Source organism: Streptococcus iniae (assembly GCF_030732225.1).
In the GTDB taxonomy this organism is placed as follows: Bacteria; Bacillota; Bacilli; order Lactobacillales; family Streptococcaceae; genus Streptococcus; species Streptococcus iniae.
In genome coordinates this window covers 309,182-326,258 of the sequence record NZ_CP132230.1, presented here as the reverse complement: position 1 = coordinate 326,258, position 17,077 = coordinate 309,182, and the positions used below count along the sequence as shown (strand labels likewise).

At 39.4% G+C, this 17,077-nt stretch carries 11 protein-coding genes; 1 reads left to right on the top strand and 10 read right to left on the bottom strand.

The window, feature by feature from the left end; all coding sequences use genetic code 11:
• Positions 1–41: 41 nt before the first annotated feature.
• The 9 genes from Q9317_RS01725 to Q9317_RS01685 form a co-directional block, all read right to left on the bottom strand.
• Positions 42–1,898, bottom strand: coding sequence for a proline--tRNA ligase (locus Q9317_RS01725; RefSeq protein WP_003100656.1), 1,857 nt, complete (start codon positions 1,896–1,898; stop codon positions 42–44).
• Between the two features lie 20 nt (positions 1,899–1,918).
• Complete coding sequence (locus Q9317_RS01720; protein ID WP_003100654.1) at positions 1,919–3,178, bottom strand: M50 family metallopeptidase; 1,260 nt, start codon at positions 3,176–3,178, stop codon at positions 1,919–1,921.
• Positions 3,179–3,207: 29 nt separating this feature from the next.
• Positions 3,208–4,002, bottom strand: coding sequence for a phosphatidate cytidylyltransferase (locus tag Q9317_RS01715; protein ID WP_003100652.1), 795 nt, complete (start codon positions 4,000–4,002; stop codon positions 3,208–3,210).
• 15 nt (positions 4,003–4,017) lie between these two features.
• Entirely contained in the window at positions 4,018–4,767 is a 750-nt protein-coding gene (gene uppS, locus Q9317_RS01710) for an undecaprenyl pyrophosphate synthase (protein WP_003100651.1), read from the bottom strand.
• Between the two features lie 169 nt (positions 4,768–4,936).
• A complete protein-coding gene (gene yajC, locus Q9317_RS01705) occupies positions 4,937–5,305 on the bottom strand; it encodes a preprotein translocase subunit YajC (protein ID WP_003100650.1) in 369 nt (122 codons plus the stop codon).
• 85 nt (positions 5,306–5,390) lie between these two features.
• Positions 5,391–5,732, bottom strand: coding sequence for a DUF6568 family protein (locus tag Q9317_RS01700; RefSeq protein ID WP_003100648.1), 342 nt, complete (start codon positions 5,730–5,732; stop codon positions 5,391–5,393).
• 52 nt (positions 5,733–5,784) lie between these two features.
• A complete protein-coding gene (gene galE, locus Q9317_RS01695) occupies positions 5,785–6,780 on the bottom strand; it encodes a UDP-glucose 4-epimerase GalE (RefSeq protein ID WP_003100646.1) in 996 nt (331 codons plus the stop codon).
• A complete protein-coding gene (galT, locus tag Q9317_RS01690) occupies positions 6,780–8,258 on the bottom strand; it encodes a UDP-glucose--hexose-1-phosphate uridylyltransferase (RefSeq protein ID WP_003100645.1) in 1,479 nt (492 codons plus the stop codon). Before galT ends, galE begins: the two co-directional genes overlap by 1 nt.
• A 12-nt stretch (positions 8,259–8,270) precedes the next feature.
• A complete protein-coding gene (locus tag Q9317_RS01685; RefSeq protein ID WP_003100643.1) occupies positions 8,271–9,434 on the bottom strand; it encodes a galactokinase in 1,164 nt (387 codons plus the stop codon).
• A 150-nt stretch (positions 9,435–9,584) separates the two neighbouring features.
• On the opposite strand from Q9317_RS01685, the gene Q9317_RS01680 reads away from it, so the two are divergent.
• The gene (locus Q9317_RS01680) at positions 9,585–10,583 is read left to right on the top strand and encodes a LacI family DNA-binding transcriptional regulator (protein ID WP_003100641.1); all 999 of its coding nucleotides are present in this window, start codon (positions 9,585–9,587) and stop codon (positions 10,581–10,583) included.
• An 86-nt stretch (positions 10,584–10,669) separates the two neighbouring features.
• On the opposite strand, the gene Q9317_RS01675 is transcribed toward Q9317_RS01680, so the two are convergent.
• Positions 10,670–16,939, bottom strand: coding sequence for a pullulanase (locus Q9317_RS01675; protein WP_003100640.1), 6,270 nt, complete (start codon positions 16,937–16,939; stop codon positions 10,670–10,672).
• Positions 16,940–17,077 lie beyond the last annotated feature (138 nt).

The following is a 17,077-nucleotide window of genomic DNA, read 5'->3' as shown; positions in this document are numbered from 1 at the left end:
AGTTGTATTATAGCAAAAAAACCAGCCTAAGCTGGTTAATTTTAGTTATCTTTGGTTAAAATATGAAGGGTTTCAATTAAGTTATCAGCATGAACTTCAATGCTGTCACCACTTGCCTTGATTTTAATCTCAACAATGCCTTCACCTGCTTTTTTCCCAACAGTAACACGGATTGGTAGACCAATCAAATCACTATCAGAGAATTTTGAGCCAACACGTTCATTACGGTCATCTGTTAACACTTCATAACCTTTTGCCATCAAGTCTGCTTCAATTTTAGCAGTTAAGTCTTGAGCTTCTTGGTCTTTTGTATTAACGGTAATGAGATGAACATCAAATGGTGCTAATTCTTTAGGGAAGTTAATGCCCCATGAATAGCGGAAATCACCTTTTGGTGTTTTGCTAACAAATAAACGGGCATGTTGTTCGATAACAGCTGATAAAATACGGCTAACACCAATACCATAACATCCCATAACAATTGGAACTGCTCTGCCATTTTCATCTAAGATGTTAGCATTCATGCTGTCAGAATAACGCGTTCCAAGTTTAAAGATGTGACCAACCTCAATACCACGGGCAAATTGAAGAACTCCGTGGCCATCTGGAGACATTTCTCCTTCTTTAACTTCACGAATGTCAACATATTCAGCTGTGAAGTCACGCTCTGGATTAACACCTTTTAGGTGGAAACCATCTTTATTAGCACCTGCAACAGCATTTGCCAAGTCATGAACATTTCTATCTGCGATAATTTTCACTGACTCTGGTAAACCAACTGGTCCTAAAGAACCAAAGTTAGCACCAAAAACAGATTGCGCTTCTACTTCGCTTGCTGCTTCAAGGAAGTCTGCCCCAAGGTAATTTTTCAGTTTAACATCATTAACCTGATCATTACCGACTAACAAGGCAACAACTGGCTCCCCATCAGCCATAAATAAGAGGGTCTTGATTGTTTCTTTTTCATCAACTGACAAGAAATCTGCCACTTGATCAATGGTTTTACAGTCTGGTGTCGCCACTTCTTCAAGAGCATTTTGAGCTTCAACTTTTGTTACTGGGGTATAAGCATTACTTGCCATTTCAAGGTTAGCAGCGTAACTAGATTCACTTGAGTAAGCAACCGTATCTTCACCTGAAATCATCCAGTTGTTTAGTTCTGCTTTAATGTCTTCTAAAACTGTTTCTGGAATGTCTGATAATGACGGAATTGACTTATCAAGAACTAACCAACGCTCCAAATCCGTGCGTTCTGGGGTAATAGCCATGAATTCTTGAGAATCTTTACCTCCCATAGCTCCGCCATCACCAATAATGCCTTTAAACTCAAGACCTGCTCTGGTAAAAATAGCTTCATAAGCTCTGCGATAATCCTCATAAGTAATATCTAAATCGTTATAGTCCTGGTGGAAGCTATAGCCATCTTTCATGATAAATTCACGGGTACGTAAGAGTCCATTTCGAGGGCGTTTTTCATCACGATATTTTGATTGGATTTGGTATAAATTAAGGGGTAATTGTTTGTATGATTTAACAGCATCACGAACCAATGTTGTAAAAGTTTCTTCGTGAGTTGGTCCCAAGATAAAATCAGATTTGTCTCTGTTTTTTAACTTATACAGGTCATCACCATAAGTGTCGTAACGACCTGATTCACGCCATAAGTCAGCTGTCAATAAAGCTGGCGCAAGCATTTCTACTGCTCCAATTTTATCAAATTCTTGACGCATGATGTTTTTGAGTTTTTCAATGGTGCGGTTTGCAAGTGGCAAGTAGGCGTAGATACCTGCTGATACTTGACGTACATAACCGGCACGTAGCATCAAAGCATGACTGATGACTTGAGCATCACTTGGCATTTCCCTTAGGGTTGGGATAAGCATTTTTGATTGTTTCATTGTTATTAGTTCTCCTATTTTTAGAAAAAGGCACGCATGATATCATTCCAGGTGACCGCAATCATCAAAATAATCATGATAGCAACTCCTGCAAGCGTGATATAACTTTCTATTTCTTGTTTTAGCGGTTTACGACGAATTAATTCAATTATATTAATAAGTATCTTGCCACCATCAAGGGCAGGGATGGGAATAAGGTTAAAGAGGCCTAAGTTGATTGACAGTAAGCCCATCAAACCAAGAACAGAGGTTAAGCCATTTTTAGCTGCTTGATTAGACATTTGATACATAGCAACAGGTCCACCTAATTTATCCAGACTAAAGTTTGCTATTAAGCCACGAAGGGCATTAATGATACGCACAGACCCATCTGCAGCCATTTCAAAGCCACCGACAATTTTATCTAAAAAGCCTGTCTTTAAACCCACTTGCACACCTAAAGCATAAGATTTGCCAATTTTTTGTGGCCTTAAGGCGAGTTCTTTTGTTTGTCCTTTTGACTTAACTGTAAGATGAAGAGCTTTGTTTGGTCCAACTTCTTTAGTTGCTTTATCAACAGCACTTGTTAATTCTTTCCAATTTCTAACCTCATATTGGTTGATTTTTAGAATTTGGTCATTGTTTTTAAGACCAGCTTTTGCTGCCGCACCATTTTCCATAACACGCACATGATTTGAGGACATGTCAAAAGCGCCACCTTGAACAAAAGCCAATAGAATAAAGACAAGAATTCCTAAAATAAAGTTGTTCATAGGCCCTGCAAAGTTAGTGATTATTCTTCCCCATATGCTAGCATTTTGATACTGTACATCTAAGGGAGCTATTCTAACTTCCGTACCATCTTCTTCGACAATGGTTGCATCATGGTCAACCTGATAGGTTTTTGACGCGTCAATAACAAGACCTGTGATGAAGAGTTTATCTTCTAAATCATAGTCTGTCACATTCATGGGCAAACTGGTTGGATCAATCTTCCCTTGGGACAAGTTGATGCGTTGCACCAAACCTTTGTCATTAAGGGTTAAACTAGCTGGTGTGCCAGTCTTAATTTCAGTGGTATCATCACCCCAACCGGCCATACGAACATAACCTCCCAGAGGCAAAATACGAATGGTATAGAGGGTTCCTTCTGCATCAATATGAGAAAAAATTTTTGGCCCCATACCGATGGCAAATTCTCTTACGAGAATGCCTGATTTTTTGGCAAAATAGAAATGCCCAAATTCATGGACAATAACTAATATTCCAAAAACAATAATAAAGGTAAATAAACCTAGCATAGACTTCCTTTCAAACTATTGTAATCACTTTAGAATAATCCTAATAAATGCATGATTGGAAACACAAAAATCATAGAATCAAATCTATCCAAAATACCGCCATGTCCAGGAATCAGTTTCCCTGAATCTTTAACCCCAAAATGGCGTTTGATGGCACTCTCCACCAAGTCACCAAATTGACCAAAAATTGAAAAGAGAATAACAAAAATCAACATGACCAAGAAATGGTGTGGAGCATAAACAGACTTATCAACTAACATAAAAATGAATGCAACAACAAGTGCTGAGGCAATACCACCAAGACTTCCTTCAACGGTTTTATTTGGGGATACTTTAGGCAAGAGTCTACGTTTCCCGAAACGACGACCAATAACATAGGCGCCAATATCTGTTGCCCAAACAATGAAGAGTGCTAATAGGACTTTATCCATCCCTGCCATCCTAGCATTGACAAGATTTTGAAAACCAATACCAACATAAAGGCTCGAAGCAATTGGGAAAGTGGCATCTTCAAAAGAGTAATGATCGCTATTGATAACTGTTCCTGCTAAAATAAGGAAGACAATCAAGCCAAAACTTGCAAAATTTCCATCAATCGGTAAAAATCTTAAGTAATTATCCATGGGAATGGTTAAAGTAAAAGCTGCAAGCATGGCTAGAACACCTTCAAATGAAAAGACTTCTAGTTTTTTCATTTTTAAAAGTTCTGAAACAGCAATCATCGCAAGGATACCCACAACTAATTGAAAGGGTAAATTTCCAATAATTAGAAAGGGTAAAAAGATTGCTGCAGCAATGCTTCCCCAAATAACACGTTCTTTCATAAATCCTTATCTCCTCTAAACCCCACCAAATCGGCGATGTCTGCGGCTATATTCTTGCAATGCCTCTTCAAATGCCGCTTTTTTGAAGTCTGGCCATAAAACGGGTGTAAAATAAAATTCACTGTAAGCTGATTGCCATGGTAAAAAATTACTGAGTCGCAATTCTCCACTGGTTCTGATAATCAAATCTGGATCCCTATAGAGATAAGGAAGATGATCCGTCATCAAATGACCAGAAATTAAATCTTCAGTAATGTCTCCTGGGTTTAATTTAGCATCCAAGACATCTTGAGCAATCATTTTCACCGCATTGGTAATTTCTGCGCGACCACCATAGTTAAGGGCAAAATTAAGCACAAGTCCTGAATTCCTACGTGTACTTTCGATAGCCTTAGTCATTGCTTTTAGGGTTGATTCTGGCAATTTATGCGTATCACCAATCATTTGAATTCTAACATTGTTTTTGTTCAATTCAGGCACGTATTTGTCAAAAAATTCTACAGGTAAGTTCATGATGTAGGACACTTCATCTTGTGGTCGTGTCCAGTTTTCTGTTGAGAAAGCATAAACTGTTAATACCTTGACCCCGTAGTCTGAAGCAGCAATGGTTACATCTTGGAGTGCATCCATTCCGGCTTTGTGCCCAAAAACTCTCGGTTGCAATCTTTTCTTAGCCCAACGGCCATTGCCATCCATAATAATCCCAATATGTTTGGGCACTTTATCAATAGCAGCTTTTTTTGGTTTTAGTTTTAATCCGAACATGTGTTTTCCTTACGTAAAAGCATAATTATCTTTTATTTTACCATAATTAGAGACTTTTGACTTGCCTTTTGATAGTGAATTGCAGAAAAAAAGGGCAGAAAGCTTGAAAAATCTCTTTTTCATCCCTCTACCCTTGATCATATTAGCAATGAAAATGCTTCTTTAAAGCTTAGTCATTACTTTCAACTGCAGATTCTCCTTCAGCCGGCTCAACGACAGAGACAGCTTCTTCAGTTTCTACTAGTTCTTTTGTAACCACAGACTCTTCTTGAGCTCCTGCTTTAGTCACAATACGTTTAACAGCTCCTAATTCAAATGGCAAATAAATACCATCAACATCAAGAACAACACGATTAGCTTCTTTATTTACTTCATCAACAAGGGCAAACATGCCTCCGATAGTCACAATTTCATCACCTTTTTCAATAGTGTTTAATTGGTCTTGACGTGCTTGTGCTTGTTTTTTTTGTTGACGTTGCATGATAAAGATTAAACCAATCATTACAACAAACATCAAAATTGTTGAAAGTCCACCCATTTTTGTCTCCTTATTCAAATATAAAAGTCATGTTTTACTATACCAAATTTAACACAAGATAGCAAGACAAGCCAACCCTAAAAGCTTAAATAGCTAGTCGTTTTTCAATTTCAGAAAGAGTCATTGACGAGTCGCAAACAAGGTCTAAACTCCCTTGATGTTTAACTAGCAATGCTGGAACAGTCGTCATTCCAAATTGATGTCTGAAAGCTTGAATGTCATCAAAATAAGCTAAATCTTCTGAGTCTAAAAAATAAACCTCTTTTTTCTGACTAAGGGAAGCCTGCTGCAATTTTGGTGCAAACTTACGGCAATAAGGACAACTTAAACGACCAACAAATAAAATCAGTTCTTCCTTTTGGAGCAAGGTCTCCATTTGATCCATGTTTACTGGCGTGAAAGCTTGAAAAATTGCTTCAATGCTCATATTTCCTCCTTTTACTGAAAAAAAGTGGTTAAGCCTTAACCACTTCACTTTGTTAATCCTCATAACCATTCGGATGGCTTGAATGCCAGGTCCAAGCAGTTTGAATAATTTTTTCAATGTCGTCAAACTCTGGTTTCCACCCAAGGACTTCCCTTGCACGGCTCGAGTCTGCAACTAGTGAATCCGGATCACCTGCACGACGTGGACCAATTTCTGCTGGAATGGATTTTCCTGTTACTTTTCGAGCCACTTCAAGAATCTCAAGATTAGAAAAGCCAGTTGATGATCCTAAATTAAAAGCAGTTGATGCATTGCCAGCTCGTAAGTATTGGACTGCTAAACTATGCGCTTGCGCCAAATCAAAAGGATGGACATAATCACGAATATTAGTTCCATCAGGGGTTGAATAGTCATCTCCAAAAACCATGATTTTATCGCGTTGACCATTTGCTACTTGTAGTACGATTGGAATCAAGTGTGTTTCTGGTTGATGGTCTTCTCCAATTGAGCCATCCGGCTTATCACCTGCAACGTTAAAGTAACGAAGAGCTACAAATTTAATGCCGTAAGCTTGATCACACCAGGCCATGATTTTTTCCATCATAAGCTTACTTTCCCCGTAAGGATTAATAGGGGTTTGAGGACTTGTTTCCTTAATTGGGATTTCTTTTGGAATGCCGTAAGTGGCTGCTGTCGAAGAAAAGACAATCTTTTTAACCTGATAGTCTTTCATAACCTCAAGCAATTTGACCATGCCTACAGTATTGTTATCAAAGTATTTCAAAGGATCTTCCATTGACTCACCAACCTGAGAGTAGGCTGCAAAGTGAATAACAGCATCAATGCTTTGATTTTCTGAGAAAACCTGACGCATAAAGTCTTGATCTGCTAAGTCGCCCTCATAAAATTTAGCAGCAGCATGCACAGCTTTGCGGTGCCCTGTTACCAAATTATCAACAACAACAACTTCTTCTTTGTCCACTTCAATTAAACGGTCTACCATATGCGACCCTATGTATCCGGCCCCACCTAAGACTAATATTGCCATTATATATCTCCTTTAACTCCAAGAGTTTTGATAAAATCTGCAAAAGCAGCTCTTCCTTTTGAAGTGTCCTTATAAACACCTGCATCTTCAAGGACATGCACAAAAACCTGCCCTAGAGCCTCTTGAACCACACCACTAACAGTTTCTTTACTAATGTCTCGACTAGCCTTAATGGTATCAGCCCACTCTTTGTGATAGTCTGCTATGTTATTATACTCATCTAAGAGATATTTTTCAACTTCCTGCAGTTCATCCTTTAGCCTTGGTGGTAAAATGGCTAAACCCATAACCTCAATTAGGCCAATATTTTCTTTTTTAATATGGTGCCATTCTTTATGAGGATGGAAAACACCATCAGGAAATTCTGAACTGGTGTGATTGTCCCGTAAGACAAGATCAAGTTCAAACTGATCAGCCCTGCGCCTTGCGATTGGTGTCAAGGTGTGATGGGGTTGCTCCCCGGAGAATGCACGAATATCAACAGATTCATCACTGTAGTGTCGCCAAGCCAGTCGGATTTTTTCTGCCAAACTAACTAAAGCTGACTTATCTGTGCCTTTTAGGCGAATTACGGACATGGGCCACTTGAGCAGTTCTGCAGTAATTTCAGGGTAATCACTAAAGGTAAAACGCTTCTCTACCTTAGCAAGGGCCATAGGAAAATCATGACGCCCTCCCTGATAATGATTATGTGTCAAAATAGAACCCCCAACAATGGGCAAATCAGAGTTGGACCCTGCAAAATAACCCGGAAACTGCTCAACAATACCAAGTAATTGTGAAAAAGTAGAGGCTGTAATAAGCATGGGCTCATGGTGACTATCTAGGAAAATGCAGTGTTCATTGAAGTAAGCATAGGGAGAATATTGAAACCCCCATTCTTCTTGGTTTAAATCCATTCTGATAATACGGTGATTGGCACGCGCGGGATGATCAATTCTACCTTGATACCCTTCATTTTCCATACAAAGTTGACATTTGGGGTAAGAAGAGGATTTGGCTAATTTAGCTGCAGCAATAGCCTTTGGATCTTTTTCAGGCTTGGAAAGATTGATGGTGATTTCCATATCTCCATAAGCAGAAGGCGTCTTAAAAGCAATATTTTTAGCAATAGCTGACACTTTGATGTAGTCATTATCTTGACTCAATTGGTAAAAATCAGCAAGAGCTTGCTCTTTTGAGACTTGGTAAGTCTTCCAGAACCTTTGATTCAACTGACTCGGAATCGGGGTCATAAAATTCATCAATTCTGCTCCAAGACAGTCTCTTTCTTCCAAGAGCTGCCCCACTTTACCATTAGCGACAGCAAGAGCAACCAATTCATCTTTTAAGTCAATAAGTTCAGAGCTAGCCGACTCTTTATCTGTTCCTTCTTCACCAACTAAGGCTAAAATGCGGTTCGTCAAATAAATAGCATCTTCTTTTTGGTAGTCAGATTTGGCAATCAAGCCCTCTACAAATTGGTTAATCACTGTCATAATATCCCTTTCTTAAAGAAGATGAGAACCTTTAGCAACTTCTGCCATATAAAAAGTTGGCGCGTAACCGATTATTTCAGTATAGGTTTTTGCAACCCTTTCTTTGAAACTGTCAACCTTATCTTTTGCTACAATTGCAATGGCACAGCCACCAAATCCAGCTCCTGTCATACGCGCTCCAAGAACACCTTCTTGTTGCCAAGCTGTATGAACCAGAGTATCCAGTTCAATTCCAGTTACTTGATAATCATGTTCTAAAGAAACATGTGATGCATTGACTAGGCGACCAAAAACTTCCAACTCTCCTGCTTCTAAAGCCTTACGAGCTTTTGCAGTGCGCTGATTTTCAAGCACAGCATGGCGGGCACGTTTCATACAATTACTGTCTTTAATCAAATAAGCGTATTGATCAAATGTGTCAGCATCTAATTGCCCCAAAGTATCGATATCTAATAAGGTTTTTAACTCTTCAAGAGCTTTTTCACATTCAGCTCGGCGCTCATTGTATTTTGAATCTGCTAGTTCCCGACGTTTATTGGTGTTCATGATGACAATCACATGCTCTCCTAAATCAAGTGGCACCAAATCATATGCTAAGGTATTGGTATCAAGGTAAATAGCCTTTTTGTCTGCTCCCATTCCAATAGCAAATTGATCCATGATGCCTGAGTTAACACCAATAAATTGATTTTCTGTTTGTTTACCAATTTTTACTAAATCAAGACGGTCTAGTTTCAACTGAAACAAGTCTTCACAAACAATTCCCACCAACAACTCAAGTGAAGCTGACGACGACAGGCCTGAACCATTTGGAATATTACCGTCAACGTAGAGGTCAAAGCCACTATCAATAGTATGACCAGCTTCTTGCAAGAATGCGATAACACCTTTGGCATAATTAGTCCAGTTATCCTTCTTAACAAAAACCAACTGATCAAGACTAATCTCAATAATACCAACCTCTTTAAAATTAGCCGAGTAGAAACGGCAATTTCGATCGTCACGTTTTCTAGCAGCCCCATAGGTCCCCAGTGTAATTGCCGCTGGAAAAACATGGCCTCCGTTGTAGTCTGTGTGCTCACCTATTAGGTTAATACGACCCGGTGAGAAGTAAAGGCCTTGGGCTTCTTCTGCAAAAATAGATTGAAAAGCTGCTTGTAGTTCTTGATGCGTCATAGGAGTCTCCTTTAATGTTTTTCGATACTTTCATTGTAAGCAATCAGGAGATGACCGTCAATTGTTTTACTAAAATTTTACTAAACTATTGAAATCCATTACGAAGGCATGCTATAATACAAGCACCTAAAAACTTGAAAAGAGAAAATCATGGCCACTTTAAAAGACATTGCCAAACTAGCAAAAGTATCTCAAGCTACTGTATCACGAGTACTTAACCAAGACCAAAGTCTATCTGTAAGTGAAGAAACTAGACATCGCATTTTGACCAGCGCTGATCAGCTAGGCTATAAAAAACACGAGAAAGCCATTAATAGCCCTAAAAGTAAGCAAAAAATCGCTATTTATGAATGGTATAGCCAACAAGAAGAACTCAACGACCTCTACTATTATTCCATTCGAATTGGCTTGGAAAAACGTGCTGAGCAATTAGGCTATGATATCACACGTTTTTTCAACAATGATCCCTTAGTCATGGATGAAGATATCGTTGGAATTATCGCCATTGGCAAATTTAGTCAAAAACAAATCACCACTTTAGAAGCATTTGACAAAGTCTTGGTCTTTGTTGATTCCGATACCTTAACAGCTGGTCATCATTGCGTTACCACAGACTTTGACCATTCCGTGATGCGTGTCATAGACCATTTCCTCTCAAAAGGATTAAGACAAATTGGGATGATTGCAGGCGAGGAAAAGACCTCTGATCAATTAGAAACCATCATTGACCAACGGTTTAGAACCTTTAAAAACTATGCTTACGAAAACGGAATTTACAGGCCTGATTCTATTTTTGTTGGTGATTTTTCAACCCAATCTGGCTATCAACTCATGACTCAAGCCATTAAAACACTTGGGGATAACCTGCCTAAAGCATTTTTTGTAGCCAACGACACCTTAGCTGTGGGCGCACTTCGTGCACTTCAAGAGGCTGGTATCACTGTTCCAAATCGGGTCAGTTTAATTTGCTTTAACGACACTCCAATCACTAAGCAAGTCTACCCTGCTCTTAGCAGTATTACTGTTTTTACAGAGGAAATGGGAACTACTGCTGTTGATATCCTTAATAAACAGCTTATCTCTCCAGGCAGTAGTGTCACCCTGACAAGACTTGGCACCAAACTAACACTGAGAGATTCCAGTTTGTAAGATAACCCTATCCTCTTACATCACAAGTCTCTAAAAATAGAAAAGACCACTAAAAAAGTTGAGTGTGAACTCAACTTTTTTGCTTCTTATTTTTTCTTTTTATAGAAATACGCCACTCCTGCAGCTAGGATTGTTAAGACCGCCAGTGCGTTAGCTTTCAAGGCAAAATGATTTGATTGTTTCAACTTGACACCAGCCTTACTTTGAGCTTTCTGCATTGCTTTTTTAGCCTTCTTAACAGCTTTCGAAGCTGATTGACTAGCTTTTTGCTCAAGAATTTGCAGACTTGTTTCTTGACTAGTTGGCTGATCAACGTGACTACTATTGTTAGGAGTTAGCACTGCTTCCACTAACTGTCCATTAGGAGATTTACTTACAGTATCAGCAACAGGAGAAGTCTGTATATCTGAGGACGCCGGACGATCCGGCTCTTGAATTTTAGCACCTGCTATCCTAAGCACTGTAGCTGTTAACCCTGACAAGCGTAAGCCATTAGCATCAATCACCAAGCCACTTGGATTGGTCAAAGCAGTAATGCCTGCATGCTCACCATCAACAAGAACATCCGCTGTCAACCACTCCTTATCAAGGACGAAGTGGCGCTCTTTTTGATCAGCATTAATAAGGACAACATAACGGTCACCATTAGTTGCTGTCAATTGATAGCCAATAACCAAATCAGATGCTGCAACTCCATTTTGGCCTGGAATAGTCAAGAGTTTGACATTTTGATCCACCAAAGCTTTCGTCCCTAAACGAAAGGCATCACTTGAACGACGCAAGGCAATTAAACCTTTCATGTAAGCTTGACTCTTGGTACTTTCAGGGAAAACTTTACTGTCTGTAGCCTTACTCCAATCAAAATGATTAATGGCATCTGTTGCATCATAAGAATCATGGATAAAGTAAGGGTACTCAAACGGTGTCCCGTCAGCATTTACCAATAAATGAGCTTTATTTGGCACCTTGTCACTAGCTACAGGTTTTTTATAAGCATCATCACGGAATTGTTTGCTACGCCCATATTCTTGACCTGAATGCACAAATGCAGTTCCTTGAGAGGTCATAATCATCAGGTTGCCTAAACGCAAGCGACGATGAATTTCAGCGTAGTTCTCAGCACGTGCTGGATCTTTTTTGATGGACTGAGCAATGATATCAAAAAGGGTTAAATTATCATGGGCCGCAATATATTGAATCACATCACCTGGATCATCTGCTGTAAAGTTTGTGGGTTGAGCCTTGATATTACTAAACAAACCATTGATACTTCTGCTCCCTCCTGTTAAGAAAGCAGGTTCACCTTCATTACCAAAACCAGACTTCAGCATATTTCTGATGTCATCAGAGAAAGAAGCAACTGTATCTGTCTTACTCATCCAGGTCTGATCTGCTGCTTGTTGAGGTTTGTTTTGATCACCTGCGTAAGTCACCCAGCCTTCACCTAACATAATAATATTAGGGTTAAGAGCTTTTGCCGCATGAAAGGCCGCTTCAATGGAAGCTGCGTCATGGTCACCCATCATGTCAAAACGAAAACCATCAACTTTAAACTCTGAAACCATGTAAGAGATAGAATCAAGCATAAGACGGCGAGACATGTAATGAGTTGTCCCCAAACGACCACCACCAAAACTTGTGCGAGGCGTTCCATCAGCATCCATAAAATGGTAGTAATTTGGTTCTAAATCTTCAAAAATAGACACTTTAGCCGTGTGATTATAGACTACGTCAAGGATAACCCCCATGCCACGTTTGTGAATCTCATTAACCAATTCTTTAAATTCGAGAATGCGTTTTGCTGGATCTGTCGGATCTGACGCATACATGCCAGTCAAGGCAAAATAACTTTGTGGGTCATAGCCCCAGTTGTAATTGGTGCCACTTGAAGCGTAGTTCGTCAGCCGTTCTTTGTTCATTTCATTGACGAAGTAATATGACATGACTGGTAACAATTGAATATGAGTCACACCTAGTTCTTGCAGGTAATCTAATCTCTCTGCGAAAGCCGCAAAGGTTCCAAATTGGTTTTTCAATTGGCTAGAAATGGCCACATCTGATGTGAAATCACGAACATGCGCTTCATAGATAATGGCATCTTCTCGCTTCTTAAACCCTGGAATGTTAGCATAGGTAAGGTCTTTTGGACCAATTTGACTTGAATCAACAAAGGCCGCTTTAGCAACAGCATAAGCTGGTCCCTTATCTGCCATTTCAGAATTCCAGGCTGCTAATGATTTAGCATAAGGATCTAAAACTAAAGTCGTTTTGCCTTCACGATTAATCTCATAATGGTAATAATAACCACGGTAATCCTTAATGCCTAATGATGATGCTTGGTTTAGTTGAACACTCCATTGCCCTTTGTCACCTTTGATCATGACTACTTTACCAAGGACACGGTTTTGATCATCTTTATCATAAACAATTAGGGAAACCTTCTCAGCACTTGGTGACCAAATGGTTACATCTACCGCCTGACCATTATTTAGAACACGCGCACCCAAAGGACCATCGTAGGCGTACAGTGCATCTTTATATTGCCAATTACTTTTTGCCGTAAAACGATCTGATAAATATGTTAAAACATAAGGGCCTTTAGCAACATCAAACTCACCTGTTAAACGAATGGTTTTTTGACTAGCATCTAAAGTTAGATCAGTGACCGCGAGGACTTGCCCATTATTGTCTGTCACTTTTAGGTTTTTCAGAATACTTTCTTTGTCAGCGCCTTCCAAACTTGTCATGCTAGCTTCAATTGTTTTTGGACCAGTTTGTTGTGCTCCTAGCATACGAACATTGTTAACATAATAGGGATTGGTATAGATGCTTGGATCATCATCTCTTAAGAAGAGTTGGCTATTATTTTTCAAATCTGTAAATTTATAATCTTCCTGTCTAATTTTCACACTGTCTCCTGTTTTACTTTCATCTAAAAGCAAGAAGCCGATGTCACTTGGTAAATCACTCAACTTAATATCAATATAAGCACCATATTTACCCATTTTGTCAAAATTAATGCCATCTGGCCACTTCCCTAATTGACTTAAGGTTGTAGGGTCAACACTGCCCCAAAGCCAGAGTGATTTATCATCATAGTGACCATCTGTTCTGAAATAATTAATTCTAATTGTTCCTGCTTCTTGCGGACGGTAATAATATGCTTTGTAATTATGATCAAACCACACTTCATTCATGGACTGGCTAAGGATATCTAGGGCTTGATCTCCTGTAATATTTTGCCCACTTGTATTGTTAATCAACCATTTGAGCAAATCTCTTGGCCCTTCTGATAATTTAATATCTAAATAGTAACCATAATCATCTTGTTTTGCCGTCGCAAAACTTGTCGCCCCATTTGGCCAAGCCCCTGTCTTTTCTGAAGGTACTTCAACGTCTTCCCAAAGCCATAAGCCAAGGCTTGATAAGTCATCAGACGGCAGTTTATTGAAGTGCATCCTGATAAAACCAGCAGCAATTGGCGCTTGCGCATCCAGAGTCGTTTGAGCCTTGATAATGTCGCCAGCTGACACTTGTAACAGCAAGGTGCCCCCATTAGAGCTGTCTGGCATATCAATCAAGACAACATAAGTCCCATCAGCGCCAGCTTTGGCTTGATAAGTTTTGCCTGAATAGGCATCTGTAATCACAGCAGTTGCCCCTGAAACTGTTAGTGCTATCTGCCTTGGGCTATTTTCCAAATGATAAAGCACATAAACACTCTCATCTGCTAAACTGCGTTTGCTTAAGAGCCATTTTTGACTGTCATTTGAAGCCACTAAACTGTAATCACCTCTAGCAAGCAGTTCACTGTGAGTATTACGAAAGGCTAACAGTTTTTTGTAATGGGTAAGCAACTCACTTGACTTTGTTTCTGCCCAATTAAAGTCGTAACGGTTGTCATAATAAGGCCAGTTATTGGCACCTGATTGCCCAAGTTCTTCACCATAATAAATGACAGGTTGCCCTTTGGCTGTCAATAAAAGACTAACTGCAAGTTTAAACTTATCCAGATCTTTTCCAATGCTATAAAGGAACCCATCTTCATCATGGCTACCTAAGAATTGTGATAGGAGTTGGCTATTGTTGATAAAAAGATTTCGAGCAGCGAGTTCATCACTTGTTGCTTTCATTTGCCCCTTCACTAGCATTTTGGCAATGTCTTTAAAGCCAAAATCAAGCAAACTATCCATGGTGCCTGTTCCTAAATCACCTTTGGTATCTTTGTAATTGGCTCCCCAACTTTCTCCAACCAAATGGAAATCAGCATCTTTTAAGGCCAATTCATTCTTGAAGTGTTGCCAAGTGGTGTCATCGACATGTTTAACTGTATCTACACGAAAGGCATAAATACTATTACCTTTTGCTGTTTTTGATTTTTCCAACCACTGACTTTGCCAAGCAACTAACTGTTTACGAACGGTGTCATTTTCTGTTTTAAAGTCAGGTAAACCAGCAAGAGCATCTCTTTGATCATCACCTGCTTTTATCTCACTTCCTGTCCGAAGCATTCCAGGGAATTTACTTTCAGCACCATAGCCAGCGTGATTTAAAACAACATCAACAATAATAGCAATGCCACGTTCTGCCGCTTGATCAATCAAGTGATGGAAATCTGCTAATGTTCCAAGATGTGGATTTAATTTTTCAAAATTATCAGCCCAGTAGCCATGATATGCATAATAATCTTTACCAGCTTCAGTGCTCACATTTTGTGGCACATTTTCCACAATCGGCGTCAACCAAACACTGGTCACACCAAGTGATTTCAGATAATCAAGTTTAGCTGTTACCCCTTTAAAGTCACCACCTTTATAAGTTCCAGCTTTATTGACAGCAGTACTGTAAGGTTGATGGTAAGGATTGTCATTACTCGTATCGCCATTATAAAAACGGTCAGTCATCATAAAGTAAATAACTTGTTCATCCCAATCTTTCTCACCTGTTTTTTTCTGACGAGGTGTAATAGTTACAGAAACTTTAGCATCATAATAACCATTATCTGCGTCATACAGACGGACCGGCAATTGATAAGTACCAACAGCTGTATTTGCAGTAGCCGTAATGGTTACACGGTTAAGTTCTTTTGAAATCAGAATTTTACCACCACCCAATTGAGCTGTATCCACTTCCATGCGCGTGATTTTAGCATTATTAGGATTTGTCACCGTAAGGTCAATCAGTCCAGTCTCGTTGTAATTAAAAGCACGTAGGCTTTTTGCCTCTACCTGAATCCCTTTTGTTCCTGGAATCGCTTTGCTAAAATCCTGTTCTACTTGGCTCTTGACATAGTAAGAGTTGGTATAGAGCTCATCATCACCGCTTTTTAGAAAGACTTGACTGTGCAAGTTACGATTAGCAAATTTATAATCAATGCTTTTATTCCCAGCTAAAGTTGGATCCTTTTTATTGACCAATAAAAAGCCAATACTGGAATCAAGAGCTTTAGATAAAGGGAGATCTATGTAGCGACCATATTTCCCTTCATTAACAAAGTCAAGGGCATCGTTTGGCCATTTTTGATGAGCACTTGCGACGTCACCCCAAACCCAAAGACCCCAACCATCATAGTTATTGTCAGCACGTTTATAATTGATACGAATAGTATTTGCAGCTGCTAACGGCTGGTAGGTATAGGTGTTAAAGGAGTTATCAACCCAGACTTCATTCATATTTGGATCAATCAAAGTGATTTTACGATCACTATCTCCGCCTACTTTTTGACCGTTATTAAGCAAAACATAGCCAATATCACCTGCCTGAGTAGATTTTGTGACATCAATATAATGGCCATAATCATCTTCTTTACTGCTATCAAAAGAACTCGCAGCACTTGGCCATGTTCCTGTTGACGGCTTTTCAACAGCCCCCCACGTCCAAAGTCCAGATGTCTTAACATTAGTGTCTGTCACTTCTTGGAAATGAAGACGAATATCTCCTTTTGCAATTGGGATTTCAGTTACAGGCGTTGGTGTTGGCGTTTTTTCTACAGCAAGTGCTTGATTTTGCGCAGTATTATCAACTGCCACACTAGTACTTGCATCAACCTTAGAAGCAGAATTTTGAAGAGAACTTGATTCTGATGCGGCCAACGAGCTACTTACTTCTTTGCCAACAATTGCAGTTGGAGTGCTTATTGCCTTACTTACCTGCGACACTTCTGTTGGAGACACTTGTGCACTAACTTGTGCTTCTGAAACAAGAGGGGATTCAGCATGTACATTGCCAACACCTAAAAAGAAAAGGGCAGAGGCAATAGCAACAGATGCCGTTCCAACCTTTAGGCGACGGATACTAAAAAACTGACGTTTTTCAGCAGTCAAAGACTGCTGCTTTTTAAGGGATAATTGAGACATCATTTTCTCCTTTGAGCTTTTTTCACTATTAGTATACCGAGACTTTTTAACAAAAGCAAGCGCTTCCCTAAAATTAAACAAAAGATTCTCACCAACTAGTCAAAACAACATTTAGACATACGCAAACGTTTGCTTATA

Excerpts from the sequence above, each read along its gene's own strand:
- Q9317_RS01685 (WP_003100643.1), bottom strand. The coding sequence starts at position 9,434 with ATGACGCATCAAGAACTACAAGCAGCTTTTCAATCTATTTTTGCAGAA.
- galT (WP_003100645.1), bottom strand. The coding sequence starts at position 8,258 with ATGACAGTGATTAACCAATTTGTAGAGGGCTTGATTGCCAAATCTGAC.
- uppS (WP_003100651.1), bottom strand. The coding sequence starts at position 4,767 with ATGTTCGGATTAAAACTAAAACCAAAAAAAGCTGCTATTGATAAAGTG.
- Q9317_RS01725 (WP_003100656.1), bottom strand. The coding sequence starts at position 1,898 with ATGAAACAATCAAAAATGCTTATCCCAACCCTAAGGGAAATGCCAAGT.
- Q9317_RS01715 (WP_003100652.1), bottom strand. The coding sequence starts at position 4,002 with ATGAAAGAACGTGTTATTTGGGGAAGCATTGCTGCAGCAATCTTTTTA.
- Q9317_RS01680 (WP_003100641.1), top strand. The coding sequence starts at position 9,585 with ATGGCCACTTTAAAAGACATTGCCAAACTAGCAAAAGTATCTCAAGCT.
- galE (WP_003100646.1), bottom strand. The coding sequence starts at position 6,780 with ATGGCAATATTAGTCTTAGGTGGGGCCGGATACATAGGGTCGCATATG.
- Q9317_RS01720 (WP_003100654.1), bottom strand. The coding sequence starts at position 3,178 with ATGCTAGGTTTATTTACCTTTATTATTGTTTTTGGAATATTAGTTATT.
- Q9317_RS01675 (WP_003100640.1), bottom strand. The coding sequence starts at position 16,939 with ATGTCTCAATTATCCCTTAAAAAGCAGCAGTCTTTGACTGCTGAAAAA.
- yajC (WP_003100650.1), bottom strand. The coding sequence starts at position 5,305 with ATGGGTGGACTTTCAACAATTTTGATGTTTGTTGTAATGATTGGTTTA.
- Q9317_RS01700 (WP_003100648.1), bottom strand. The coding sequence starts at position 5,732 with ATGAGCATTGAAGCAATTTTTCAAGCTTTCACGCCAGTAAACATGGAT.